Raw genomic sequence first — 25,012 nt, forward strand, 5'->3', positions numbered from 1 at the left:
GACCCCCCACTTAGGCAAAAGTGGGTGGCGCATTGTAATGACGCCACCCCGCCACGTCAAGCGAGCACCGCAGGTGCCCGCGCAACCAACCTAGCTACTGCTGGACTTTAGCGCCTCGGTCAGAGCCGCTTCGACGTCTTCAGCGCTGACGCCGCCATCCTGAGGCTCAACCACCTGATCACGACGACGCTTGCGCTCGGCGTGATAGGCCAGGCCCGTACCAGCAGGAATCAAACGACCCACTACCACGTTCTCCTTCAAACCAGCCAGGGTGTCTTTCTTACCCGTTACGGCCGCTTCGGTCAGAACCCGCGTAGTTTCCTGGAAGGAAGCGGCGGAAATGAAGGACTCTGTCGCCAGAGAAGCCTTTGTAATACCCAACAACTGGCGTTCAAATTGAGCAGGCTGCTTGTCTTCAGCGCGCAGACGCTCATTTTCTTCCAGCACCTGGCTGTACTCCACCTGCTCGCCTTTTACGAAGGTGGAGTCACCCATGGTGGTAATCTCCACCTTGCGCAGCATTTGCCGCACGATGGTTTCGATGTGCTTATCGTTGATCTTCACACCCTGCAGGCGATAAACATCCTGGATTTCATTGGTAATGTAGGCCGCCAGCGCCTCGATACCCTGCAGACGCAAAATGTCATGCGGGTTGCTGGGACCATCTGAAATCATCTCGCCCTTTTCCACCTGCTCGCCTTCAAACACGTTCAGCTGGCGGTGCTTTGGAATCAACACTTCGTAGTGAGTAGAACCATCCGGCAGAGGTTGGCCGTCGGAGGGGGTAATCACCAAACGTCGCTTACCCTTAGTCTCCTTACCGAAGCTCACGGTGCCGGATATCTCCGCCAAAATGGCAGGCTCTTTCGGCTTACGCGCCTCGAACAAGTCGGCTACGCGAGGCAGACCACCGGTAATATCGCGGGTTTTGGAGCCCTCTTGAGGAATCCGCGCGACTACGTCACCCACCTGAATATCCTGATTGTCAGCGATACTTAGAATCGCTTTAGCAGGCAGGAAGTAGTGAGCCGGCACATTGGTATTCGCCTGATAAAGCTCATTGCCCTCTTTGTCCACCAAGGTGACTGCAGGACGCAAGTCTTTACCCGCCGAAGGACGCTCCGCAGGATCCAAGACTTCGATGGAGCTCAAGCCGGTCAGCTCGTCGGTCTGCCGACGAATGGACAAGCCATCCTCCATGCCAGCAAAACGAACCTTACCCGCTACCTCACTAACGATGGGATGCGTGTGCGGATCCCATTTGGCAATGATCTGTCCACCTTCAACAGCTTCACCTTCTTTCACCGTGATCAGGGCGCCGTAAGGAATCTTGTACCGCTCACGTTCACTACCACTGAAATCCGCAATCGCCAACTCGCCTGAACGCGATACGGCAACCAAGTTGCCATCGGCATTACTCACTACTTTAACGTTGATCAGGCGAACTTTACCTTCCTGCTTAACCTGAACGCTGTCGGCGGCAGAGGCCCGAGAGGCCGCACCACCGATGTGGAAGGTCCGCATGGTCAGCTGAGTACCCGGCTCACCAATAGACTGGGCGGCAATAACACCCACCGCTTCGCCCTGGTTGACCCGATGTCCGCGAGCCAGATCACGGCCGTAGCACATGGAGCAGACGCCATTGCGGGCCTCACAGCTCACAGGCGAACGGACACACACTTCGTCGATACCCATGGACTCTATACGCTCGACCCATGCCTCGTCGATCATGGTGCCAGCCGGCACCAAAATTTCGTCGCTACCGGGACGCACAACGTCCCGAGCGATGATGCGACCCAGAATACGGTCACCCAGGGACTCAATCACGTCACCGCCTTCGATGACCGGCGACATAAGCAGCCCTTCGTCAGTGCCGCAGTCAACCATCGTAATCACCAAATCTTGCGATACGTCGACCAAACGGCGGGTCAAGTAACCGGAGTTGGCGGTCTTCAGAGCGGTATCGGCCAAACCTTTACGCGCACCGTGAGTCGAGATGAAGTACTGGAGTACGTTCAGACCTTCACGGAAGTTAGCGACAATGGGCGTCTCGATGATGGAGCCATCGGGACGGGCCATCAGGCCCCGCATACCCGCCAGCTGACGGATCTGAGCCGGGGAGCCCCGAGCACCGGAGTCGGCATACATAAAGACGGAGTTAAAGGAGTCCTGAACTTCCTCTTCCCCATCCTTATTAATAACGGTTTCCTGGCTAATGCCGTCCATCATGGACTTGGCGACCAAGTCATTGGCGCGGGACCAGATATCAATAACTTTGTTGTACTTCTCGCCCTGAGTTACCAGACCAGAGGCAAACTGGGTTTCGATTTCCTTAACCTCTTTCTCGGCGCGACCGACGATGCCAGCCTTTTCATCCGGGATGGTAAAGTCGTTCACACCAATGGATGCACCCGATTTGGTGGAGAAGTCGTACCCCATGTACATCAACTGGTCAGCAAAAATCACTGTAGCTTTGAGGCCCACGACGCGGTAGCAATGGTTAATTACCGCTGAAATAGCCTTTTTCACCATGGGGCGGTTGATCAGCTCCAGAGGAATTCCCTCCGGCGCGATTTCCCAGAGCAGCACGCGGCCAACAGTGGTATCCACCACGGAGGTCGACTTCTGCTTCTCACCTTCTGGCCCTATCAACGTTTCGGTCAGGCGCACCTTAATTTTGGCTTGCAGATCGACCTGCTTGCCGTAGTAAGCGCGAGAAACCTCTGCTTCGTCGGCAAAGATCATGCCCTCACCCTGAGCGTTAATGCGCTCGCGGGTCATCCAGTACAGCCCCAATACCACGTCCTGAGAGGGTACGATGATGGGCTCGCCAGATGCCGGGGAGAGGATGTTGTTGGTGGACATCATCAGGGCGCGGGATTCAAGCTGCGCCTCCAGCGTCAGAGGCACGTGCACGGCCATCTGGTCGCCGTCGAAGTCGGCGTTATAGGCGGCACACACCAGCGGGTGCAACTGAATGGCTTTACCTTCAATCAGCACCGGCTCGAAGGCCTGGATACCCAAACGGTGCAGAGTCGGGGCGCGGTTCAACAATACGGGATGCTCGCGGATGACCTCATCCAGAATATCCCAAACCACGGATTCTTCACGCTCTACCATTTTCTTGGCGGCTTTGATGGTGGTCGCCAAGCCACGCAGCTCCAACTTGCTGAAGATAAACGGCTTGAACAGCTCCAGCGCCATTTTCTTAGGCAAACCGCACTGATGCAGCTTCAGGGTGGGACCCACCACGATCACAGAGCGACCGGAGTAGTCCACGCGCTTACCCAAGAGGTTTTGACGGAAGCGGCCCTGCTTACCTTTGATCATGTCGGCGAGGGATTTCAGAGGACGCTTGTTGGAGCCAGTGATGGCCCGGCCACGACGACCGTTATCCAACAGAGCATCGACGGATTCCTGCAGCATGCGCTTTTCATTGCGCACGATGATGTCCGGCGCATTCAGGTCCAACAGGCGCTTAAGGCGGTTGTTACGGTTGATCACCCGGCGGTACAGATCGTTCAGATCCGAAGTGGCAAAACGGCCACCGTCCAGGGGTACCAACGGACGCAGATCCGGCGGCAAAACCGGCAACACTTCCATGACCATCCACTCAGGCTTATTGCCGGAGAACAGGAAAGCTTCCAAGAGCTTCAAGCGCTTGGAATATTTTTTAACTTTGGTTTCGCTGCTGGTATTGGGAATCTCTTCCCGCAGGAATTGCACTTCTTCTTCCAGATTGATGTCACCCATCAGCGTCTGAATAGCTTCGGCGCCCATTTTGGCTTCGAATTCGTCACCGAATTCTTCCATTGCTTCGAAGTATTGCTCGTCGGACAACAGTTGCCCGCGCTCCAAAGTGGTCATACCGGGATCGGTAACCACATAGGATTCGAAATACAGAACGCGTTCAATGTCGCGCAAGGTCATGTCCAGTAACAGACCGATACGGCTGGGCAGAGATTTCAAGAACCAGATGTGCGCGACCGGGCTGGCCAGCTCAATGTGGCCCATGCGTTCCCGGCGGACTTTCGCCAGGGTCACTTCAACGCCGCATTTTTCACAGATAATGCCGCGATGCTTCATGCGCTTATATTTACCGCACAGACATTCGTAGTCTTTTACCGGGCCAAAGATCTTGGCACAGAAAAGACCTTCGCGCTCGGGCTTGAAGGTACGATAGTTAATGGTTTCGGGCTTCTTTACTTCCCCGAACGACCAGGAGCGAATCATTTCCGGCGACGCCAAACTAATACGAATGGCATCAAATTCTTCGACTTGTCCCTGGGACTTGAGCAAGTTGAGTAAGTCTTTCAAGGCGTTTTCTCCAGTAAGCTCCAGTGGGCATCAGTGCGGTAGGTCGCACAGCGGGACCCGCAGGTCCCGCACCGTTTTTACAACGCAGCAGGGCTAGTCGTCGTGCTCCAACTCCATGTTGATACCGAGCGAACGAATCTCTTTCACTAGTACATTGAAAGATTCCGGCATGCCCGGTTCCATGCGATGGTCGCCATCGACGATGTTCTTGTACATTTTGGTACGGCCTGCAACGTCGTCCGACTTGACGGTAAGCATTTCCTGCAGGGTATAGGCGGCGCCATACGCCTCCAAGGCCCAGACCTCCATCTCCCCGAAACGCTGGCCACCAAACTGCGCCTTACCACCCAGCGGCTGCTGAGTAACCAGGCTATAGGAGCCGGTGGAACGAGCATGCATTTTGTCATCCACCAAGTGGTTGAGCTTAAGCATGTACATGTAGCCGACGGTGACCGGACGAGTAAACTTGTCCCCGGTGCGGCCGTCGTAGAGTATCGATTGGCCGGTGTCGGACAAATCCGCCAAACGCAGCAGTGCTTTAATTTCGTGCTCCTGGGCGCCGTCGAAGACCGGGGTTGCCATAGGCACGCCGCCAGTCAGGTTGCCGGCCAATTCAAGGATCTCCTGATCACTGAAAGAGTCCAGATCTTCTCGTGCCGCCACATCCCCGGTTTTGTTGTAAATCTCTTCTAGGAACTTGCGGACTTCGCCCACGGCACGCTGCTCGCGCAACATGGCGTCAATCTTAACGCCCAGACCCTTGGCCGCCATGCCTAGGTGAGTTTCCAAAACCTGACCCACGTTCATACGCGAGGGCACACCCAGAGGATTAAGCACGATATCTACGGGCTCACCCTTGTCGTCGTAGGGCATATCTTCCACGGGCATGATTACTGAAATCACACCTTTGTTACCGTGGCGACCTGCCATTTTGTCGCCCGGTTGGATACGGCGCTTAATGGCCAAATACACCTTGACGATTTTCAGTACGCCCGGCGCCAAATCGTCGCCGGTAGACAGCTTGCGCTTCTTGTCTTCGAAACGTTCGTCGAGAATCTTGCGACGCTCAGCCAACTGTTCTTCAGCACGGTCCAATTGATCGTTGAGCGCATCGTCAGCCATACGGAGCTTAAAGAATTGCTCCTTGTCCATGGCTTCCAACTGCTCTTCGGTCAGCGCTTCGCCTTTCTTAACGCCTTTGCCGGAAGCAACTTTCTGCCCCAGCAAGCTGGCGCGCAAACGTCCAAACGTGGCCCGCTCAACAATACGGTACTCTTCGTTAAGGTCTTTGCGCACTTCGTCCAGCTGCAGTTTTTCAATTTCCTTACTGCGCTGATCTTTCTCCAGACCGTCACGGGTGAATACCTGTACGTCGATCACAGTACCTTTAGTGCTGGAGGGCACACGTAGCGAGGTATCTTTAACGTCTGAGGCCTTTTCGCCAAAGATGGCACGCAGCAGCTTCTCTTCCGGTGTCAGCTGAGTTTCCCCTTTTGGAGTAACTTTACCGACCAGAATGTCGCCGCCACCGACCTCGGCACCAATGTATACGATGCCGGACTCATCCAACTTACTCAGGGCGCTTTCACCGACATTAGGAATGTCAGCACTGATTTCCTCGCTGCCCAGCTTGGTATCGCGAGCGATACAAGTGAGCTCTTGGATATGGATACTGGTAAAGCGATCTTCCTGCACCACGCGCTCGGACACCAGGATGGAGTCCTCGAAGTTGTAGCCATTCCAGGGCATAAAGGCGATGCGCATGTTTTGACCCAGCGCCAGTTCGCCCATATCCACTGAAGGACCATCGGCCAGAATATCGCCGCGAGCAATCACATCACCTACGCGCACAATCGGGCGCTGGTTGATGCAAGTGTTTTGGTTGGAGCGGGTGTACTTAATCAGGTTGTAGATGTCGACACCGGCTTCACCGGCTTCAACTTCATCATCGTGAACTTTGACCACAATCTTGCCAGCGTCCACGCTGTCCACGACACCACCATGTTGCGCCACCACACAAACGCCGGAGTCAGCCGCCACGTTGCGCTCCATACCCGTACCTACCACGGGCTTCTCAGCACGGAGGGTCGGCACGGCCTGACGTTGCATGTTTGAGCCCATGAGAGCGCGGTTGGCGTCATCGTGCTCCAGGAACGGAATCAGCGCCGCAGCCACGGATACTACCTGGCGAGCAGACACGTCCATTAACTGGACCTCTTCCGGGCCTTTCAGGTTGAACTCGTTCTGGTGACGAACCGACACCAGCTCTTCGCACAACTTGCCTTTTTTGTCGACTTTGGCCGACGCCTGGGCAATCACGTACTCGGCTTCGTTAATGGCAGACAGGAATTCGATATCGTCTGTCACTTTGCCGTCTACGACTTTGCGATAAGGCGTTTCCAAAAAGCCGTAGCTATTGGTGCGCGCGTAAGTCGCCAGAGAGTTGATCAAGCCAATGTTTGGCCCCTCAGGGGTCTCAATGGGACAGACACGACCGTAGTGAGTCGGGTGAACGTCACGCACTTCAAAACCCGCGCGTTCGCGAGTCAAGCCACCTGGCCCTAATGCGGACACCCGACGCTTGTGAGTAACCTCGGACAAGGGGTTGTTTTGATCCATAAACTGAGACAGCTGAGAGGAGCCAAAGAACTCCTTTACGGCCGCGGCCACAGGCTTGGCGTTTATCAGGTCCTGAGGCATCAGGCCCTCGCTCTCCGCCATGGACAGACGCTCTTTTACAGCGCGCTCTACGCGTACCAGGCCAACCCGGAATTGGTTTTCAGCCATTTCGCCTACGGAGCGAATCCGGCGGTTGCCCAAATGGTCAATATCGTCGGTAACGCCAATACCGTTGCGGATAGACACCAGAGTTTTCAGCACATCGACGATGTCGTCATTGGACAGAGTGCTTTCGCCAGTTTCTTCTTCGCGACCCAAGCGACGGTTGAACTTCATCCGCCCAACAGCGGACAAGTCGTAGCGCTCAGGACTGAAGAACAGATTCTGGAACAGGGCTTCAGCGGATTCCTTAGTAGGAGGCTCGCCCGGGCGCATCATGCGGTAAATCTCAACCAGTGCTTCTAACTGAGTACGGGTCGGATCGGCGCGCAGAGTATCGGAAATGAACGGGCCACAGTCCAGTTCGTTGGTGTAGAGCGTCTCGATCTTGGTGATACCGGCTTTAGCCAGTGTCTCGAGCACGTCGAGAGTAATCTCAGTATTACACTCGAGCAGCAACTCGCCAGTCTTCTCGTCGATGACGTCTTTAGCCAAGGCGCGGCCCAACAGATACTCTGCAGGCACTTCCATTTGGTCGACACCCGCCTTCTCAAGCAGGCGAATGTGGCGGGCGGTAATACGCCGCCCTTCTTCGATGAGCACCTTGCCTTTCTTGTCTTTGATATCAAAGGTGGCCACGTCACCACGCAGTCGAGCGGGGACCACTTCGAAAACAAACTGGCCATTCTCGCCCATTTCGAAGGAGCTGTTCTCGAAGAACATTTCCAACATTTCCTGGGACGTGTAGCCGAGCGCACGCATTAAGATAGTCGCGGGCAATTTGCGGCGACGGTCAATACGTACGAATACCAAATCTTTGGGATCGAATTCGAAATCCAACCAAGAGCCACGGTAGGGAATGATCCGTGCCGAGTACAGCAGCTTGCCTGAAGAGTGTGTCTTGCCCTTATCGTGGTCGAAGAACACGCCAGGCGACCGGTGCAACTGGGAAACAATCACACGCTCGGTACCATTGATCACAAAGGTACCGTTTTCTGTCATGAGCGGAATTTCGCCCATGTAGACTTCTTGTTCTTTAATGTCTTTGATCGCTTTATTAGAAGACTCGCGATCGTAAATAATCAGCCGGACTTTGACTCGCAGGGGCACAGCGTAGGTAACGCCGCGCAGCATACACTCTTTAACGTCAAACACGCCTTTGCCAAGGCTGTAGCTGACGTACTCAAGTGCAGCGTTACCGGAATAACTCACAATTGGGAAAATCGAACGGAAGGCGGCGTGCAAACCTGAATCGCCCCGCTCCGAAGGAGGCGTGTCCGCCTGGGTGAACTTTCTGTATGAATCCAGCTGAATCGCCAATAGGTATGGAACATCCATGACGTGCGGCAGCTTGCCAAAATCCTTGCGGATACGTTTTTTCTCAGTGTATGAGTAGGCCATCTATATTCCCCAGCTTGTTCACGGATCGGGCGTTAACCTCGGAAGCCTGCGGTTCCGGGTAAGCCATGAGACCCTCTGCTATCCGGCACCATCCCGTGATAGTCTAACCATGACGCCTACGGCGCCATCTGTTCGATCGTTACCGTCGACCGAAAACGGAAAAAGGCTGGCGAACAATTGTCCACCAGCCCCGCGTCCAACTCATCAACATTGGACTCGCTCATGCAGCAACCGAAATTACTTCAGCTCTGCAGTTGCGCCTGCTTCTTCCAACTTGGCTTTAGCCGCCTCGGCGTCTTCTTTCGAAGCACCTTCTTTAATGGCTTTGGGTGCGCCTTCAACCAGTTCTTTGGCTTCTTTCAGGCCCAGTCCAGTGATTTCGCGAACAGCTTTAATCACGTTCACTTTCTTCTCACCGAAAGAGGTCAGAACGACGTCAAAGTCAGTCTTCTCTTCAGCAGCACCACCAGCATCACCACCAGCAGGGCCGGCAACAACTGCGGCTGCAGCGCTAACACCAAATTTTTCTTCCATTGCAGAAACCAGCTCAACAACATCTTTCACTGACATTTCGGCAATAGCATCGATGATATCTTCTTTGCTCAGGGACATGTCTTAATTCCTACTGTTAAATGGAGCCCGAGGGCTCAGTTATCCAATTCAAGCTGGACCCTATTAGGCCGCCTGTTGTTCTTTCGCTTCGCCAACGGCCGCAAGAGTGCGAACCAGTTTGCCAGCAGCTGCTTCTTTCATGACGCTCAAGAGCTTGGCCACAGCTTCGTCGTAAGTCGGCAGAGTTGCCAGCAGACTAATGTCTACCAACTCACCTTCAAACGCCGCCACTTTCAGCTCAAGCTTATCGTTTCCTTTTGCGAACTCGGACAGAATGCGAGCACCTGCACCGGGATGTTCGTTTGAGAAAGCGATCATGGTCGGGCCAACAAGACTCTCGGCCAGACATGCGTAAGGCGTACCTTCGAGTGCGCGACGGGCCAGAGTGTTGCGAACGACTTTCATCCAAACGCCGTTCTCACGAGCCTCTTTGCGCAGAGCGGTCATTTTTTCCACGGTAACGCCACGGGAATCGGCGACAACCGCAGAAAGAGCGCTCTCAGCAGCTTCCTGGACTTCAGCGACAATCGCTTTTTTGCCTTCAAGTCCTAATGCCACGGGATTTCTCCTGGGTTTGACAGGCTAACCTGTCGTTAACTTCCAGCTTCGGTTTAACCCTAAGCCATGTAAATCGGTGATACTCTTCAACTCGAAAGCTGAAGCGGGTCACACCGTCTGCGTAGGTTCGACCCTTATACCCACAAAGGGATGAGCCGGATTAAGAACTCGCCCAAATCGGCTTGCAGCCGACGAGGAGCTCACCTACGGTCTTTGACAGCCTGCGCCTGATCGGCGCAGACCCCAAAGTCAGTTGCCACTCTAGCCGGATTAAACGGCTAAGGTGGATTGATCGATGACCAGACCCGGCCCCATAGTGGTGCTCAAGGAAATTTTCTTGAGGTACACACCTTTGGCGCTGGCGGGCTTGGCTTTTTTCAAATCGGCAATCAGGGCCTCGATGTTTTCTTTGACTGCCTGGGCGTCAAAGGTAATCTGGCCAATGCCACCATGGATAATGCCGCCTTTTTCAGCGCGGTAACGAACCTGACCGGCCTTGGCGTTTTTCACAGCGGTAGCAACGTCTGGCGTCACAGTGCCGGTTTTCGGGTTGGGCATCAGGCCACGGGGGCCCAAAATTTGACCTAACTGACCGACAACGCGCATAGCGTCAGGGCTGGCGATAACCACATCGAAATCCATTTTTCCGGCTTTAACATCAGCTGCCAGGTCATCCATACCCACCAAGTCAGCGCCTGCCGCAGTGGCGGCTTCAGCGTTGGCACCCTGAGCAAAAACGGCTACACGCACATCTTTACCCGTGCCGTGAGGCAGAGTGGTAGCACCCCGTACAGATTGATCCGACTTACGCGGGTCAATGCCGAGGTTAATAGATACGTCAAAAGTCTCGGGAAACTTCACGGTGGACAGTTCTTTTAACAGAGCCACGGCCTCTTCGATGCCGTACTGTTTTGCACTGTCGACTTTCTCTTGAATAGCGCGTTGCCGCTTGGACAATTTAGCCATGTTACACACCCTCCACATTAAGGCCCATGGCGCGGGCTGAGCCAGCGATGGTGCGTACAGCCGCGTCCATATCAGCGGCGGTCAGATCCGGCTGCTTAGCAGTAGCGATTTCTTCCAGCTGCGCGCGGGTTACAGTACCGACTTTGTCGGTATTGGGGCGCGCACTACCAGAGGTGATTCCAGCCGCTTTTTTCAACAAGAAAGCCGCGGGCGGCGTTTTCATGGTAAAGGTAAAGCTGCGGTCGCTATAGACGCTAATCACTACCGGGACCGGCGCACCAGCCTCCATGTTTTGAGTCTGAGCGTTAAACGCCTTACAGAACTCCATGATGTTTACGCCGTGCTGACCCAGAGCGGGACCAACCGGAGGACTGGGATTGGCCTTACCAGCTGCAACCTGCAGCTTGATGTAGGCGGTTACTTTCTTAGCCATAAGATCTACTCCCCATTGGGTGTTAGCGCCTCGGGGTGGTTGTGGCTCAACCTCCCGTCTCCGGCTCCCCTCTCTGGTTTGCTAAAAGCAATATCCAGAGACGCGAAAACCTTTCTTTGCGACACGCAAAGAAAGGCACAACAAAATCAGGTCATTCAGCGCAATCAGCTCTTTTCGACCTGACCAAATTCCAGCTCAACCGGTGTGGAGCGTCCGAAAATAAGCACAGCAACTCGCAGCCGGCTCTTTTCGTAGTTCACTTCTTCCACTACACCGTTGAAATCGTTAAACGGCCCGTCAGTAACGCGAACCATTTCACCGGGTTCAAATATGGTTTTGGGCTTCGGCTTCTCAATCGAGTCGTCGACCCGACGCAGAATCGCCTCAGCTTCTTTCTCAGTAATGGGTGCTGGCTGATCTGCTTTACCGCCAATAAAACCCATAACTCTGGGAGTGTCTTTTACCAAGTGCCAGGAAGCATCGTTAAGCTCCATCTGCACCAAAACATACCCAGGGAAAAACTTGCGCTCACTCTTGCGCTTTTGTCCTGCACGCATCTCCACCACTTCTTCGGTGGGCACCAGGATTTCGCCGAAACTGTCCTGCATCTGATGCAGCTCGATCCGCTCGCGCAATGCCGCGGCCACTTTTTTCTCGTAACCGGAATAGGCGTGAACTACATACCACCGCTTAGCCATTTCTCACCTACCCTATAATCAAGGATGCGATCCAACCAAAAAGCGCATCCAGCATCCAGAGAATGATGGCCATTACGATCACCACCGCAAGGACAATCAATGTGGTCTGGTTGGTTTCGGCTCGCGTGGGCCATACAACTTTGCGCACTTCCACGAGCGACTCGCGCAGCAGCCGCCAAATACTGGCGCCCTTGGCGGTATTGACTGCTATCAACCCCACCACACCCGCAAGCACCACCATGGCAAGAACACGGTAAAGCAGTGGCTCAGCCGCAAAATGTGAGTTCGCTACAACGCCTGCGGCAACAAGCGCAATCGCCAACAACCACTTTAGTGGATCCAGGCGGTACTCTTGTGCTTCGCTCTTAGTACTCATACGCTGCAGAAACCTTCACTCTACTTTAATGATGGCAGGCCAGGAGGGACTCGAACCCCCAACTTTCGGTTTTGGAGACCGACGCTCTACCAATTGAACTACTGGCCTGTAACTTAAACAGGGGCGGTTACCCAGAGGGCCGCCCCAAAAATCGATTTACTCGATAATCTTGGCTACCACGCCCGCACCCACGGTACGGCCACCTTCGCGAACTGCGAAGCGCAAACCGTCTTCCATGGCGATGGGGTGAATCAGAGTGACGTCCATTTTAACGTTGTCACCCGGCATTACCATTTCTACGCCTTCAGGCAGCTCACAAGCGCCTGTTACGTCTGTGGTGCGGAAGTAGAACTGTGGACGATAGCCTTTGAAGAACGGGGTGTGACGACCACCTTCTTCTTTAGACAGTACGTACACTTCGGCTTCAAACTTAACGTGTGGCTTCACAGAGCCGGGCTTAACCAACACTTGGCCACGCTCAACTTCGTCGCGCTTGGTGCCGCGCAGCAACACGCCCACGTTTTCACCGGCACGACCTTCGTCGAGCATTTTGCGGAACATTTCCACACCGGTACAAACGGTTTTGGTGGTGTCTTTCAGGCCCACGATCTCGAGCTCTTCACCGACTTTAACGATGCCACGCTCAACACGACCGGTCACAACGGTACCGCGACCAGAGATGGAGAATACGTCTTCTACGGGCATCAGGAATGGCTGATCAATAGCGCGCTCGGGCTCGGGGATGTAAGCATCCAGAGTCTCAACCAGCTTTTTAACAGCGGTGGTGCCCAGCTCGTTGTCGTCTTCGCCGTTCAGGGCCATCAAGGCAGAACCGGCAATGATCGGAGTGTCGTCGCCTGGGAACTCGTAGGTCTCGAGCAGCTCACGCAGCTCCATTTCCACCAGCTCCAGCATTTCGTTGTACTCGTCGGTACCAACACCGCCACAGTCTTCAGCCAGCAAGTCGGCTTTGTTCAGGAATACGACGATAAAAGGAACGCCTACCTGACGAGACAGCAGGATGTGCTCGCGAGTTTGCGGCATGGGGCCATCGGTGGCACCACAAACCAGAATAGCGCCGTCCATTTGAGCGGCACCGGTGATCATGTTTTTCACGTAGTCGGCGTGACCCGGGCAGTCCACGTGTGCGTAGTGACGCGTGGGCGAGTCATATTCCACGTGGGAGGTGGCGATAGTGATACCGCGCTCACGCTCTTCCGGGGCATTGTCGATACCGTCGAAGGCCACGGCTGCACCGCTACCCCAAACTTCGTGACACACGCGGGTCAGCGCCGCGGTCAGGGTGGTTTTACCGTGGTCTACGTGACCGATGGTGCCCACGTTGACGTGGGGCTTCTTGCGTTCAAATTTTTCCTTCGCCATTGCGAGCGCCTCCTCGGATTCAAGCCAGCTATAATTGCCAGAGCGTCACCACTAAAGCCAAGCTGCTGGGATTTAATACGATCTGCCGCCAACCGCCAAACAGACCAAACATTCAGACAAAACACAGCCGCGAGAGCAGAAGCCCTCGCAGCCAATGTGGAGCTCATGAGCAGATTTGAACTGCCGACCTCACCCTTACCAAGGGTGTGCTCTACCAACTGAGCTACATGAGCGCAAAACTGTGCAGATATATGGAGCGGGTAGCGGGAATCGAACCCGCACCATCAGCTTGGAAGGCTGAGGTTCTACCATTGAACTATACCCGCACGTTCAAGTACCCACTTACTACTACAACGCGTTCTATAAATGGTGCAGGGGGGAGGATTCGAACCTCCGAAGCTTGCGCGTCAGATTTACAGTCTGATCCCTTTGGCCACTCGGGAACCCCTGCGGAAAACAGCCGGCATTGTCCGGCCCGCACTCTCGACTGTCAACTGAAAACTCAATAAATTCACAGAGTTACAGCAAGAGTGCCTACAAAACTGGAGCTGGCGAGAGGAGTCGAACCCCCGACCGGCTGATTACAAGTCAGCTGCTCTACCAACTGAGCTACGCCAGCGCTCCGCAACCACGGCTAAACGTGGAGGCGGGATTCTAGTGAAAACTTGGTTCGGAAGCAACACCTGGACACAAATTTTGTCGTTTCTCTAGGTGAGGATGACTTTCCAGCAAGTCACTCCAGAAGCGCTGCGCCACCTGGCTGGCCTGGGCTGAGGGCAGAGAAACCCACGTTTCTCGATGCGTTCGGGAAATTTCTAGGATTCTGGCGTCATAATCCAACGCCTGAAGCTCGCTCTTGCGTCGCTCCGCCAGCTCGGGGCGACTGTACATGCCCAGGGAGATGCCCAGCGCCAATTCGCCGCGCGGAATAATATAGCTATCGATGTTTTTAGCCTGCAATTCATGCAATCGCCGAAGGGCGGCATTTTGAGACAGCTCCGGCTCCAGATGCACCCAATAACGGGATCCGGCGGGAACATCGATCTCCTCAATACGCGCCTGCACCTCAAGCGAAATCAGTCGTTGCACCAGGTGCTCGGCCTGCTCCGAGTCGTCAAATGGCCCGACAAGCGCACACACAGCCTGCTGCAGAGATAGATCTCTCGCGGGAGCGGGGGCAGGCTCAGGAATTACCCTTGCCTGCTGGGGTGGAACAGGTGAATCTCGCCCGGATCGCTCGCTAAGCATAACCAGACGCCGATCACCGGTTGTATTGGCGGGAGATGGCGTTTCAGCATTAAGGTCTGGGGACCCTAAAAACAACTGAGCTCCCAGCACCAGAATGTTGATGACCACTACTGCCAAGCAGATTGCGCGCATTCATTACTCTCGGAAACGAAAACAACAGCCAGGATGAACTCATTACCGGCAAGCAAAAGCCAGCCCATCCAACACCAATTCTGGCACTAAGCGGGCACCCTCTAGACACTCGGCCAAAGCGGGACCGTCACCGCCGGTCAGAATCAGGGCCGGCTCGGAGCCCGAGGCGAGGTTCAATTCAGATTGCGCTCTCGCCACAAGACCCAACGCCATGGCCGTCAGAGCTCCTTTGACAGCGCCATCGGTATCCGTTCCCGGATCCGTTGACAAATGTGCCCAGGCACTAGGCTGCGGCCTTACCCGCCGGGTGTTTTCTTCAAGCGCTCGGCGCATCATGGTTAAGCCTGGCCCAATATAGCCCCCGAGATGCTTGCCGGTTGGGCTCAGCAGATCGGCCGTAATGGCACTGCCTGCCTGCACCACGACGCAAGGGCCGCCAGCGTGATTGAACGCCGCCAGCATCGCCAGCCAACGGTCTACCCCCATTAAGCGGGGCTCGGCGTAGCTATTGGTGACCCCGGCACACTGCACCTGGGTTTGAGCAAATTCCGGAGTGACGTGGAAATGCGTTTGGCACCACCGTGCGAATGTTTGGTTATGTCCCTCATCCAGAACACTGGCCACCCATACGTTGGTGAGCGAACGCCCCGCCAATTCGGCCAACAATCCCTGATAACCTTCAGTGAGAATACCGTGCGCCAGACTACCGGATTCCCCACGGCACCGCCATTTTATCCGGCTGTTGCCCATGTCAATTTCCAAAATCATGACACAGCTCTCAAACTGACTTCGCCGCCATAGAAAAACTGCTGCTCTCCATTCACATCTAAACAAAGAGCGCCCGTTTCACCGACACCCACTACTCGCCCCCGAATAACGCGGTCCGTCGCACGCAACTCCACTTCGCGACCAGCGAATGCATCGAGAGCCAACCACTCCTTCCGATAGGCTTCAAACCCTTTTGTTTCGTAATCTTTCAGCAGAACCAGCAGCTCAGAAATCAACGCTGCCGCCAAAAAGTTTCGCGACACTGGAGGTAGGCCTTCTTTGCGAAGCGTGCTTTGCACATCAGTCCAGGGCTGGTCGATGCCGGTACTCGCCGGTTCCGGCATATCCACATTCAAGCCCACGCCGACGACAACCTGGCAGGCCCCAGAAGGATCTCCAGTCATTTCCAAAAGAACCCCGGCGAGCTTACTTCGGTGGCACAACACATCGTTCGGCCATTTCAACGCTAACTCGGGAAGACCCAACTCCTTCAAAACTCTCACCAGCGCTACGCCGACCGCCAGACTCAAGCCTTCCAGCGCGGCAGCACCGGATTCAAAACACCAGCTGAGCGAAAGATAAATATTTTTACCGAAAGGGCTTACCCAATGCCGCCCGCGGCGGCCACGGCCGGCACTCTGTTGCTCGGCGAGACAAACATAGCCTCCCCGGCCGAGTGCCGCTTTAGCCATAGCGCGAGCATTGGTGGAATCCGTAAGGGGAAAGAGTTCAAGTTCAGTCAGTGCTTCTCTGGCCGCCGGCGTGAGGTGGGCGCGCAACACGTCAGAGTCGAACAACTCCAACCCTCCTTCCAGGCAGTAGCCGTGCCCTCGGGAGGACGTCAAAGGTAGACCCAATACTTCCAGCTTTTGCAGATGTTTCCATACAGCAGTGCGACTCACACCCAGGTGATCGCCCAACTCCTGGCCGGAGTGGAATTCCCCATCAGCCAGTAATATCAGGAGCGGCTCCAGCGCCGCATAATCGAGCAGTAACTTCGTCACGATTGCGGTTCCTCCAGGTAGATTCGCCGGTATCGTCCACCCAAGCTAGTAAGTACTTCATAACCCAGAGCTCCGGTGCGTTCCGTTACAAGATTGACGGTTAGCTCTCGATTGAGCACCTGAATCCATTTCGGGCTCTCACCAGAGGGCAACTCTGAGACATCAAATATGGTTAGATCCATGGAGATACGGCCAATGACTTGGATCCGCTGCTCACCCACCACGCCCAGTGCGTGCTGGCCCAAGGTACGATTGAGCCCATCGGCATAACCGCCGGCCACTACCGCCAGCCGCGCAGGCGCGTCAACCGGAGTACTGGCGCCGTAACCCACGGTTCCGGAGTGGGCGACATCGCGCACTTGCAGTACAGGCAGGTCCAGTTGCACCACAGGTTGCATTGGGTTGGGATTACCGGGCTGGGGATTGAATCCATACAAAGACGCGCCAGGTCGAACGAGATCGTAATGCCAATCTGGCCCTAAATATATGCCTGAAGAGTTGGCGAGACTCAGCCGCACGCCGGGGAGGTGCTGGCGCAGTTGGTCTACGGCGTTATGGAAACGATGTTGTTGTTGTCGATTGAGCGGGTGGTCAGGCTCATCAGCGCACGCCAAGTGGCTCATCACCAGCGCAATTCCACATTCCTTCAACCGAGCAGGCTCGGCCAGCATTTGGTCGAGCTCATCAGAGGACAAACCGAGCCGGTGCATGCCGGTATCCAACTTGAGCGCCGATGGCTGAGGCGCGCCCACGGTCAGACATGCCTGTTGCCACCGCTCCACCGCCGGCAAGCTGAACAGAACCGGTGTTAACCCTTCGGTGATAAATGCGCCCTCATCGCCTGGGCGGGCGCCACCGAGAACAATAATGTTTGCGTCTTTCGGTAAATACTCTTTCACCGCTCGGGCTTCTGTCAAAGTGGCGACAAAAAATTCCCGACAGCCCACGCGGTAAAGCGCCGGCCCCACCTGGGCAGCGCCCAATCCGTAGGCATCGGCTTTAATCACAGCCGCAGCTTGGGCTCCTGCAGCAAGACTGGCATTGATGGTGCGCCAATTCGCCTGAATGGCAGAAAGGTCGATGGTTAGGACTCCCGTACTGGCGACCCCAGACGCTCCCTGGTTGAGCAGACCTTGATGAGATTCCATAGTACGCGCTACCACTGATTCGATGCTGGCATCTAAGCAGAGACGCGCCGTAAAATCCAGAGCGAACTACAGAAGGGGAAGGTAAAGTCGGTGCGGTAGCTAAATGCTACCGCACCGACTGATTCACTCACTCAGAAGCGAATTGGTACAGCGAGTAGTAAGCGCTGAGCGTATCCGGAGCCTCTTGCGCAAAGAGACCCGCGCCCGCCGCCAACGATATCCGATACAGGCGACCCACTTGCTGGGGATGCACGTCTGGGACCTCAGTAGTCGCTAGTGCTACTGAGATCACTTTACGGTCGTCGGACAAGTGGGCACTTACCACATCTTCGGAGCGCCGACCCAGTTCCTCTGATCCGTAATCGGGCGCGTCGCGATAGGTCCAGGACTCCAGCGCAAACAAACCGGCTAAGGCATCGGCTTCTATCGTTTCCGCGATCGGGTGAGTCAAATGCACTTCAAATCCGTCCGCGGTAGCTTTCACTGTATCAATCGTCGGCTCTACGGTTTCACCATCCCAGTAGAGTCGCTGGAGACTGGCGACATGCCCACCTCGCGCCTGCCAGCCGCGCCCGGTTTGGCCGAGCAACAAGCTACCATCAGGCAGAAAAACGGGGCGCATGGCACCGGAGGCCATACCTTCCGCAAATGGGATGATCACGCCCTGCTCCAGTCCATTCACCACTTCCGTATCCATGCGCAGAAGATTCGAGCGGGTCTGATCACCGATAAACATTTGTCCAGTGAATGGACCGAATTTACCTTCGGTGGTATCCCAAATCGGATGACCGGGGGAGTTAGCCAGACGGTTTTGCGGTAGAAGGATGACTTCCTTCTCGCGGGTGTCCGCCACTCGCTCCCAGGCAATCTCAGGAGAATCCGGATTCATTCCCGGCAAATCCACTAGCCCAGAGGGATGGCCATAGAACTTACTCTCCTCCAACACAAACAACTTGGACGTACTGACGAATTCTCCCTGGTTGTCAGAGAACCAAATGCGCCCGTCCGGAGCCGTGGCAATACCGGCGGCACTGCGCAGTCCATTGGCCCATAGAGTGAACTCTCCTTCCGGAGTCACTTTGATGGCCCAGCCAAGCAAGCCGCCATGGCTTCCCATATATTCGCCGTCGGCCTTGTAGATCGCCTGGTCGGCATGGGCTAGGTTGATGCCGACGTAATAGTTGCCTTCCTCGTCGCGTGCAGGGCCGTGCATATAGGTGTGGTAATTGCTGTGGAAGCTGTGAGCATCAAACAGCGTCTCGAAGGTGTCTCCACGTCCATCGCCGTTAGTGTCGGTGATACGAGTCAGTTCTGCTTTCTGGCTGACCACCACGGACAACCCTTGCTCATCCTCTACCTCAACACCAAGGACGTCGAAGAGCCCGTCTGCAAACAGGTGCCACTCGCCATCCACAACTCGCCAGATTCCGGCGGTACGGGTGGCCACCACGAGGGTGCCATCGGGCGCCACGGCCAAGCCCAGGGCTTCGAACAATTGCTCTCGCCCGTAGTTGTCCTTCGGTGGAAGATAGTTTTCGATCTGGTAACCCGCAGGTAACTGAGCCTCCCCTGCCACAATTTTTAATGGCTGCCGCTTGTGGTCAAAATCTTTGGACTCAGGCCGCCAGGGGTCCGGTACGACTCTCATCCGCGCATCCAGCGTCGCCGCGGACACACCGGAAGGAATTGTCCAGACGCCATTGTCGATGACACCATGAGACGGCTTTGCATTCCCCAACACGTCCTGGTTGATACGAAAGGCCTGCTCAGTTTCCAGATCACCCTGAACCCGAATCTGTACCTGGCCATCGGCTTGCATCCGGGTTTGCACTCCCAGCCGGTTATCACCAACCCGATAATTAAATGAAGGAGCCGCTTCCGGATCACGGCTATTACGCTCATAACCGAGAAATTGTGCATTCACAGCGGCGAGTTTCTCCAGGTGGTCGGTATCGCTGTAGAGCGCCTGTTCGATTCTATCGAAATCCTGGAACTTGGCTTCCTTAAAAGAGAAGTCGATCAATTCGCCCTGAGCGTTAAGAGGGGCAAACAGAGCCTCCTCACCGGCCAGATCGATTTCCCGGGTTTCAAAACCAGTACGCAAAGCCGATCCGCCGCGACCACTGAGTTCGCCCGACATGTTCAGGAAGCCGCCTTGCCAAACTCGAGCGATACCAAGCACACGGGGATCAAAGCTGTAGTTAATACCGTTAGGTTGACCGACATGAATGCTTCGACCGGACAAACCTCTCATGGGCCCGCGTTGCATACGAACACGGTCGGTCACCAAGAACTGCATACCATCCAACAGTGGATCGTATTGCTCTGGGCCACCCTCTTGCACCAGCACTTTCACTGGGCCCTGGTTGGGTAAATCGTTGAGGGTCTGCAGGTAGGCGCCAATGGCGTCGATCTCATTATCTGACACCATGTCTTCGCCATAAGAAGGCATATCGTCGGGGTAGACTTCACCCTTGCGTTCACCGGATTCACGTACAGGGAGCTCGGCGCTGGCATCGCGAATACTTCTGTGTAGGTAGCTGCGATCAGCCTGAATCACGAAGCGATCTCCGCCATCGCCGACGGCAACTTCTCTATCTCTGGGGGGAAGCGTAAACAGACCGAACAAGTTCGGACCAAGACGTACAGCCGTATCGTCCTTCTGGACGGCGTGACAGGTAACACAACCCAGCGCCCGATAGAGCTGTTGGCCCTGCGCGACAAAATCCACTAACTCGTCGCGATTGGTGCTTTCACCGCTGGTCGCGGGCACTTCCACTTCGCCGAAGTCGGCCCGGCGCACCTCAAAATTGCGGATGGCGATCGGACCTCGATCACCCCGGATCATCATAGGGCCGGAGGGCTGCTCCCAGTTTCGTATGGGATCGCGGGTAAACCCGGTAGCAATGGTTTTGTATTGCACTTGCTCGCCGTTGACTGTGACCGACAACAACAGGGCATTGTCTGTTTTTGCTCCCGCATCGTCATAGCGAGGCGCACGGAACTCCACTTCCACCGTTTGCCACTCGCCTGCTGGGTTTGCGGCGTTGCTAGCCGGTGCCACACCATCAAACTCGGGGATTTCCTGGTTGGGATTCCACCGGTGCGCCAGCCCACCCATGTCGGAAGGCTCCAGTTCGGTTTCACCGTAGCTGTCCGCCAGACTCACTTCGTACCGTCCCAGAAGATATAACCCAGCGCTGGATCCTTCAGGCAATAGGAACTCCATCCGCACCAGGCTATCACCCACATTGACATGAGTTTCCAGGTAACCACTGTCGGCCCAGTCCTCACCATTAACGGCTATAGTGTTGTTTTCTCCGCGGGTGGTTCTGAGTGCATCCCCGTCCGCGGTCACATCCTCAACCAGATGCCAGTTTGCATTGGGTTTAAAGAGCGCCAGGAGGGTGCCGTCTACATCCTCGTGTGCGGTCTGCTCCTGTTGTTCGGATTCGGGGTTCGTTTGCTCTGTATCAGAGCAGGCAGCGACCATCAAAGCGCCCATTATCAGGAGCGCCGGTTTCATCATACCCATAGCGATTATTACCTTTTTTCCCCAGGCGGGGGCGAGACGTGATTGGAATCAAGCGGGGCATCGCAGTAAGGATGCCCCGCGTCTTGGTCTTTATAGTTCCTCGATTTCCCGTATCCAGATATTTCGGAAGCTGACCTTGTCGCCGTGATCTTGCAAATACAGCGGCGCGCAGCCGTGGGGCTCGACTTGCGGCGGACCGATCCACTCGGTAGTCCCCTGGATCTTAAAGTGATTCTGCACCAGCACGCCATTATGCAGTACCGTGACTGTGCCTTGCTTGATCAAGCCCCCAGTCTCGCTATAGCGCGGAGCCATATAAATAATATCGTAGGTTTGCCATTCACCTGGGGGACGCGAGGCGTTCACCAACGGGATGGATTGTTTGTATACCGACGCGGCCTGACCGTTGGGGTGGGTTTCATTTTCGTAGGAGTCCAACACCTGCACCTCGTAGCGCTCCTGGAAGAAGACACCACTGTTGCCCCGGCCCTGGCCTTCGCCGCGAATCTCTGCAGGCGACCGCCACTCCAGATGAAGTTGCACATCACAGAACGAGCGCTTGGTGCGAATGCCTCCAGTACCGGGGGCCACAGTCATAGCCCCATCCGCATCCACGGTCCAAGGGGCCTTACCACCATCATTCGCCGATTCCCACTCACTCAGATCATTACCGTCAAACAGCACAATCGCGTCTGAAGGGGGTTGGCCGGGTTTTGCCGTGATGACTGGTGGGACCGGCTCCCAGACTTCAGTCTTTTGGGCTTGCTGCCAAGGCTCCAGCTCTTCCTCTGGAGTCTCGGCATTACAGGCCAAAGTAAAAGACATACAGGAGGAGGCAACAAGCAGAGCTGAAAAGCGCAAATATGGGGTTGGCTTTTTCATAAGGTGTCTCACTTCTTATAGTGTGTGTTCAGATGTCAGAGTTCGCGACGCTAAAAGGGTGGCCAGCAATGACAGCATTTATAACATATGAAAACATTTTCATCCAGTAAAAACGCTGTATCTGGGTACTAGGAAGTGTAAAGGGGAAATGCGGCCAGGAAAAGGGATGGAGCCGCCGTGACCAGGTCCTGATTCGAAGCGATGGTGGCTCAAAGTTCTCCCACCACCGCTATCTGACAGTATTTACGTCCCTATTAAGGCATCAGTATACGATGCCCGCGCTCGCCTTTCTTTATATAGAACATATTCAACCAGGAACAAGTTAATCGCCATCCCCAGCAAACGGCCGTAGTCATGCTGGAGTTGCTGTAAAACTGCGTATGTATTTTCTAGTCCATTGAAAAACAGGTAAAGAAGCGGCTCTATGAACAGTGGGGTAACCACTGCCAGGGTGATCGCAACCGCTCTACACATCCATTTTCGATGGGCACTCACATTGCCATTAATGACGTGGGTTAGGGCTATTGAAAAAGATAAGCACATACCTACGCTGATCACGATAAGTGAGAGGTACCGGGCACCGAATGAGCCTGGAAACAGGGCATGGTGCATCCAAATGCCCGATAGAGCCAGGATATAGCCTGACACAACGGCTACCCTTCCCCCCAATTTATGAAGTTTTAGATGTTTGGAGCGCAAAGCGGGTGAAAACTGGAACGGCATTGTTAAGAACAACACTATGCCAGAAAGCCCATGGACTATAACCGCCATGGGGGTTTCGAAATGAAGTGCGTTTATGAGCGTTGAGGGTTCGGCGCCCGCAGAAGACCCCATGACAACCAGAGCCAGGATGAAAAATGAAGGAATGGCAGGTATTCCTGTCAGGAAAAGCAAAAGGCCAACAATGCGCCAGTTGAAGGATGTGCTTTTTGCTGTGGTACTGAGCTCTTTCATTGCTAGATTGGGCATGTTTGTGTACTCCCTTGCGTACTATCGATGGACAGTCGAATTATGTAGAATCCTGTCAAACCGGTCGTCCGAGCACGCGGGCCCGGACAGTTTGAGCGTCTTGTCCAACAGGTTCGGACTCCAAGCATGTGTGGGAGCCCCGTGTTTCCGAGCATATCCACAGGGTTGGGATTTTAGTGATAGAAAATTCGGCAGTACTTGCCCTCAATGTCTCTGCCTTAGTCGTCGTTTTTTTCAGTTCACATTTGCTCGTGTTGCGCTCCTTTGAACGCCGATCCTATTTGCCCCTGGCCATCTGTTTAAGCGCAATCGGTGTGGTCATCAGTCAGCCTACGGTGGCACTGCTTCTGCCAAGCTTCCAAACCACATTTCTTATGATGTCGCTACCGGCGATACTCTTGATTGCTCCGAGCTTGTGGTTATATGTTGAGGGACTGACATCTCCAACTCCGTGGCGACTTAGCCGTAAATCTTTACGTCATTTCATACCTGCAGGCCTTGGGGCGCTCATTGCGTTGAGCTTCTCCTTGCTGCCCACCGATGTTGTTGATGCCTTATTGTTGGCGGGAAATGATGGAATCCTCACGGAAAAGCCCCGATGGTTAGCCAACATTGTCTATGTACTCCTCATCGCGATTTTCGCCCTGGTAGTTACGTGGCCGGTACAGTCAGGCGTATATTTTTATAAAATTTTCCAAAGGCTCCGCCGGTACCGTCGATATTTAAAGGATCTGTTTTCCAGTACCGATTCGAGGGAGATGAGATGGTTAAGCTGGTTACTGTTCGTCGGAGGTGGGGCCTGGTTGGCAGCAGCTGCTTATATTGTGGTGGATAATCTATTTTTTTCGGTACAGCTTGACCCTATTTTGGTGAATATGGCGCTGTTAGTAACGCTCTGGAGTATCGCCATATGGGGGCTCAGGCAGAAACCCGGCTTTGATGAACTTAATGAGGGTGAAACCAAAAATGCTCTCGGACTTGTAGACGACCTACCGCAGAAATATCAACGCTCCGCCCTCGACGAACAACAATCCAAGCACATTGCTCAAAAAATTGAGAAGGCAATGAGCGAAGACAAGCTCTATCTAGACGCTTCACTATCCATGCAACGACTCGCCAAACACATTACTACCTCCCCCAATTACATCTCCCAAACGCTGAATGTAACGCTGGGCATGAATTTCTTCGACTATGTAAACAAGTATCGTGTAGAGGCAGCGAAAGGTTTGTTGGCGCTGGGTAGTGACACGGTTTTGGATGTCGCCATGCACGTAGGCTTTAATTCCAAGTCGTCCTTTTACACCGCGTTTAAAAAAGAGGTAGGGCAGACCCCAAGCCAATACCGCAAATCACTTGGCACCTAACAGGTCAGTAAGGTCACATTAAATCAGACTCGCTAACAGTGGACGCGTAGGTACAGCTCGCCGGACTATGGACCTCCGCGTACGCGGAGGTGACGATTAGGAAGGATCGATGGCCGAGAAAAGCCGGTTCACCAAATGGCGCCCCACGATAAAGTAAAACACCCCGCCGGACTAAACGGCCGGAAGACGATGAGCACAGCTTTAGCTGGCCGTAGACCGAGCCCAAGGATGGGCGGGTGAAAACCGACAGGGTGATTTGGGTTTAGATGCTTAACCAACTTGTCTGGAACAAGTTGGGACGACCTTTAGGTCGCCCGAAGGGGCGATGCCATGGAGGGCATCGATCACTATGACCGTCGGTCATTGGCAAGCCCCACCGCTCGAGTGTGGGCCCCATAGAAAAATACCCCGGACCATTGCTGGTGCGGGGTATTTTAATT

At 54.7% G+C, this 25,012-nt stretch carries 17 protein-coding genes and 5 tRNA genes; 1 reads left to right on the forward strand and 21 read right to left on the reverse strand.

Annotated elements, in window-relative coordinates; genetic code table 11:
• Positions 1-90: 90 nt before the first annotated feature.
• From rpoC to RBH33_RS15975, 21 genes are all read right to left on the reverse strand, one after another.
• Positions 91-4,317, reverse strand: a complete 4,227-nt coding sequence (gene rpoC / locus RBH33_RS15875; RefSeq protein ID WP_306733203.1) for a DNA-directed RNA polymerase subunit beta' — start codon at positions 4,315-4,317, stop codon at positions 91-93.
• A gap of 93 nt (positions 4,318-4,410) precedes the next feature.
• Positions 4,411-8,496, reverse strand: coding sequence for a DNA-directed RNA polymerase subunit beta (rpoB, locus tag RBH33_RS15880; RefSeq protein WP_306733204.1), 4,086 nt, complete (start codon positions 8,494-8,496; stop codon positions 4,411-4,413).
• A gap of 237 nt (positions 8,497-8,733) precedes the next feature.
• A complete protein-coding gene (rplL, locus tag RBH33_RS15885; protein ID WP_306733205.1) occupies positions 8,734-9,108 on the reverse strand; it encodes a 50S ribosomal protein L7/L12 in 375 nt (124 codons plus the stop codon).
• A 63-nt stretch (positions 9,109-9,171) separates the two neighbouring features.
• Positions 9,172-9,666, reverse strand: coding sequence for a 50S ribosomal protein L10 (rplJ, locus tag RBH33_RS15890; RefSeq protein WP_306733206.1), 495 nt, complete (start codon positions 9,664-9,666; stop codon positions 9,172-9,174).
• Between the two features lie 270 nt (positions 9,667-9,936).
• Positions 9,937-10,632, reverse strand: a complete 696-nt coding sequence (gene rplA / locus RBH33_RS15895) for a 50S ribosomal protein L1 (protein WP_306733207.1) — start codon at positions 10,630-10,632, stop codon at positions 9,937-9,939.
• 1 nt (position 10,633) lies between these two features.
• Positions 10,634-11,065 carry a 50S ribosomal protein L11 gene (gene rplK / locus RBH33_RS15900; RefSeq protein ID WP_306733208.1) on the reverse strand — a complete coding sequence of 144 codons (432 nt, stop codon included), beginning with the start codon at positions 11,063-11,065 and terminating at the stop codon, positions 10,634-10,636.
• Between the two features lie 164 nt (positions 11,066-11,229).
• Complete coding sequence (gene nusG / locus RBH33_RS15905) at positions 11,230-11,763, reverse strand: transcription termination/antitermination protein NusG (protein WP_306733209.1); 534 nt, start codon at positions 11,761-11,763, stop codon at positions 11,230-11,232.
• A gap of 7 nt (positions 11,764-11,770) precedes the next feature.
• Positions 11,771-12,139, reverse strand: coding sequence for a preprotein translocase subunit SecE (gene secE / locus RBH33_RS15910; protein WP_306733210.1), 369 nt, complete (start codon positions 12,137-12,139; stop codon positions 11,771-11,773).
• Positions 12,140-12,171: 32 nt separating this feature from the next.
• Positions 12,172-12,247, reverse strand: a tRNA-Trp gene (locus RBH33_RS15915).
• A 48-nt stretch (positions 12,248-12,295) separates the two neighbouring features.
• A complete protein-coding gene (gene tuf / locus RBH33_RS15920) occupies positions 12,296-13,522 on the reverse strand; it encodes an elongation factor Tu (protein WP_306733199.1) in 1,227 nt (408 codons plus the stop codon).
• A 157-nt stretch (positions 13,523-13,679) separates the two neighbouring features.
• Positions 13,680-13,755: transfer RNA gene (locus RBH33_RS15925), tRNA-Thr, on the reverse strand.
• A 19-nt stretch (positions 13,756-13,774) separates the two neighbouring features.
• A tRNA-Gly gene (locus RBH33_RS15930) sits at positions 13,775-13,848 on the reverse strand.
• 41 nt (positions 13,849-13,889) lie between these two features.
• Positions 13,890-13,973: transfer RNA gene (locus RBH33_RS15935), tRNA-Tyr, on the reverse strand.
• 92 nt (positions 13,974-14,065) lie between these two features.
• Positions 14,066-14,141: transfer RNA gene (locus tag RBH33_RS15940), tRNA-Thr, on the reverse strand.
• Between the two features lie 35 nt (positions 14,142-14,176).
• Positions 14,177-14,902, reverse strand: a complete 726-nt coding sequence (locus RBH33_RS15945; protein WP_306733211.1) for an SPOR domain-containing protein — start codon at positions 14,900-14,902, stop codon at positions 14,177-14,179.
• A gap of 42 nt (positions 14,903-14,944) precedes the next feature.
• Positions 14,945-15,670 (reverse strand): type III pantothenate kinase, encoded by a 726-nt coding sequence (locus RBH33_RS15950; RefSeq protein WP_306733212.1) that lies wholly within the window; start codon positions 15,668-15,670, stop codon positions 14,945-14,947.
• Positions 15,667-16,674 (reverse strand): bifunctional biotin--[acetyl-CoA-carboxylase] ligase/biotin operon repressor BirA, encoded by a 1,008-nt coding sequence (birA, locus tag RBH33_RS15955; RefSeq protein WP_306733213.1) that lies wholly within the window; start codon positions 16,672-16,674, stop codon positions 15,667-15,669. The genes RBH33_RS15950 and birA overlap by 4 nt, the downstream gene beginning before the upstream one ends.
• Positions 16,671-17,822 carry an alanine racemase gene (gene alr, locus RBH33_RS15960; protein WP_306733214.1) on the reverse strand — a complete coding sequence of 384 codons (1,152 nt, stop codon included), beginning with the start codon at positions 17,820-17,822 and terminating at the stop codon, positions 16,671-16,673. The genes birA and alr overlap by 4 nt, the downstream gene beginning before the upstream one ends.
• A gap of 127 nt (positions 17,823-17,949) precedes the next feature.
• Positions 17,950-21,357 carry a 3-keto-alpha-glucoside-1,2-lyase-like domain-containing protein gene (locus tag RBH33_RS15965; protein ID WP_306733215.1) on the reverse strand — a complete coding sequence of 1,136 codons (3,408 nt, stop codon included), beginning with the start codon at positions 21,355-21,357 and terminating at the stop codon, positions 17,950-17,952.
• Between the two features lie 90 nt (positions 21,358-21,447).
• Entirely contained in the window at positions 21,448-22,239 is a 792-nt protein-coding gene (locus RBH33_RS15970) for a 3-keto-disaccharide hydrolase (protein WP_306733216.1), read from the reverse strand.
• Positions 22,240-22,482: 243 nt separating this feature from the next.
• Positions 22,483-23,208, reverse strand: coding sequence for a DUF2306 domain-containing protein (locus tag RBH33_RS15975; protein WP_306733217.1), 726 nt, complete (start codon positions 23,206-23,208; stop codon positions 22,483-22,485).
• A gap of 128 nt (positions 23,209-23,336) precedes the next feature.
• Here RBH33_RS15975 and RBH33_RS15980 point away from each other — a divergent pair, with 128 nt between their 5' ends.
• Positions 23,337-24,572, forward strand: coding sequence for a helix-turn-helix domain-containing protein (locus RBH33_RS15980; protein WP_306733218.1), 1,236 nt, complete (start codon positions 23,337-23,339; stop codon positions 24,570-24,572).
• Positions 24,573-25,012 lie beyond the last annotated feature (440 nt).

This window comes from Marinimicrobium hydrolyticum (genome assembly GCF_030848505.1).
In the GTDB taxonomy this organism is placed as follows: domain Bacteria; phylum Pseudomonadota; class Gammaproteobacteria; order Pseudomonadales; family Cellvibrionaceae; genus JAVDDU01.

Coding starts and splice junctions, on each gene's coding strand:
- RBH33_RS15965 (WP_306733215.1), bottom strand. CDS start 21,357: ATGGGTATGATGAAACCGGCGCTCCTGATAATGGGCGCTTTGATGGTC.
- nusG (WP_306733209.1), bottom strand. CDS start 11,763: ATGGCTAAGCGGTGGTATGTAGTTCACGCCTATTCCGGTTACGAGAAA.
- RBH33_RS15970 (WP_306733216.1), bottom strand. CDS start 22,239: ATGAAAAAGCCAACCCCATATTTGCGCTTTTCAGCTCTGCTTGTTGCC.
- rplA (WP_306733207.1), bottom strand. CDS start 10,632: ATGGCTAAATTGTCCAAGCGGCAACGCGCTATTCAAGAGAAAGTCGAC.
- secE (WP_306733210.1), bottom strand. CDS start 12,139: ATGAGTACTAAGAGCGAAGCACAAGAGTACCGCCTGGATCCACTAAAG.
- RBH33_RS15945 (WP_306733211.1), bottom strand. CDS start 14,902: ATGCGCGCAATCTGCTTGGCAGTAGTGGTCATCAACATTCTGGTGCTG.
- rpoB (WP_306733204.1), bottom strand. CDS start 8,496: ATGGCCTACTCATACACTGAGAAAAAACGTATCCGCAAGGATTTTGGC.
- rplK (WP_306733208.1), bottom strand. CDS start 11,065: ATGGCTAAGAAAGTAACCGCCTACATCAAGCTGCAGGTTGCAGCTGGT.
- rplL (WP_306733205.1), bottom strand. CDS start 9,108: ATGTCCCTGAGCAAAGAAGATATCATCGATGCTATTGCCGAAATGTCA.
- alr (WP_306733214.1), bottom strand. CDS start 17,822: ATGGAATCTCATCAAGGTCTGCTCAACCAGGGAGCGTCTGGGGTCGCC.
- RBH33_RS15950 (WP_306733212.1), bottom strand. CDS start 15,670: ATGATTTTGGAAATTGACATGGGCAACAGCCGGATAAAATGGCGGTGC.
- tuf (WP_306733199.1), bottom strand. CDS start 13,522: ATGGCGAAGGAAAAATTTGAACGCAAGAAGCCCCACGTCAACGTGGGC.
- RBH33_RS15975 (WP_306733217.1), bottom strand. CDS start 23,208: ATGCCCAATCTAGCAATGAAAGAGCTCAGTACCACAGCAAAAAGCACA.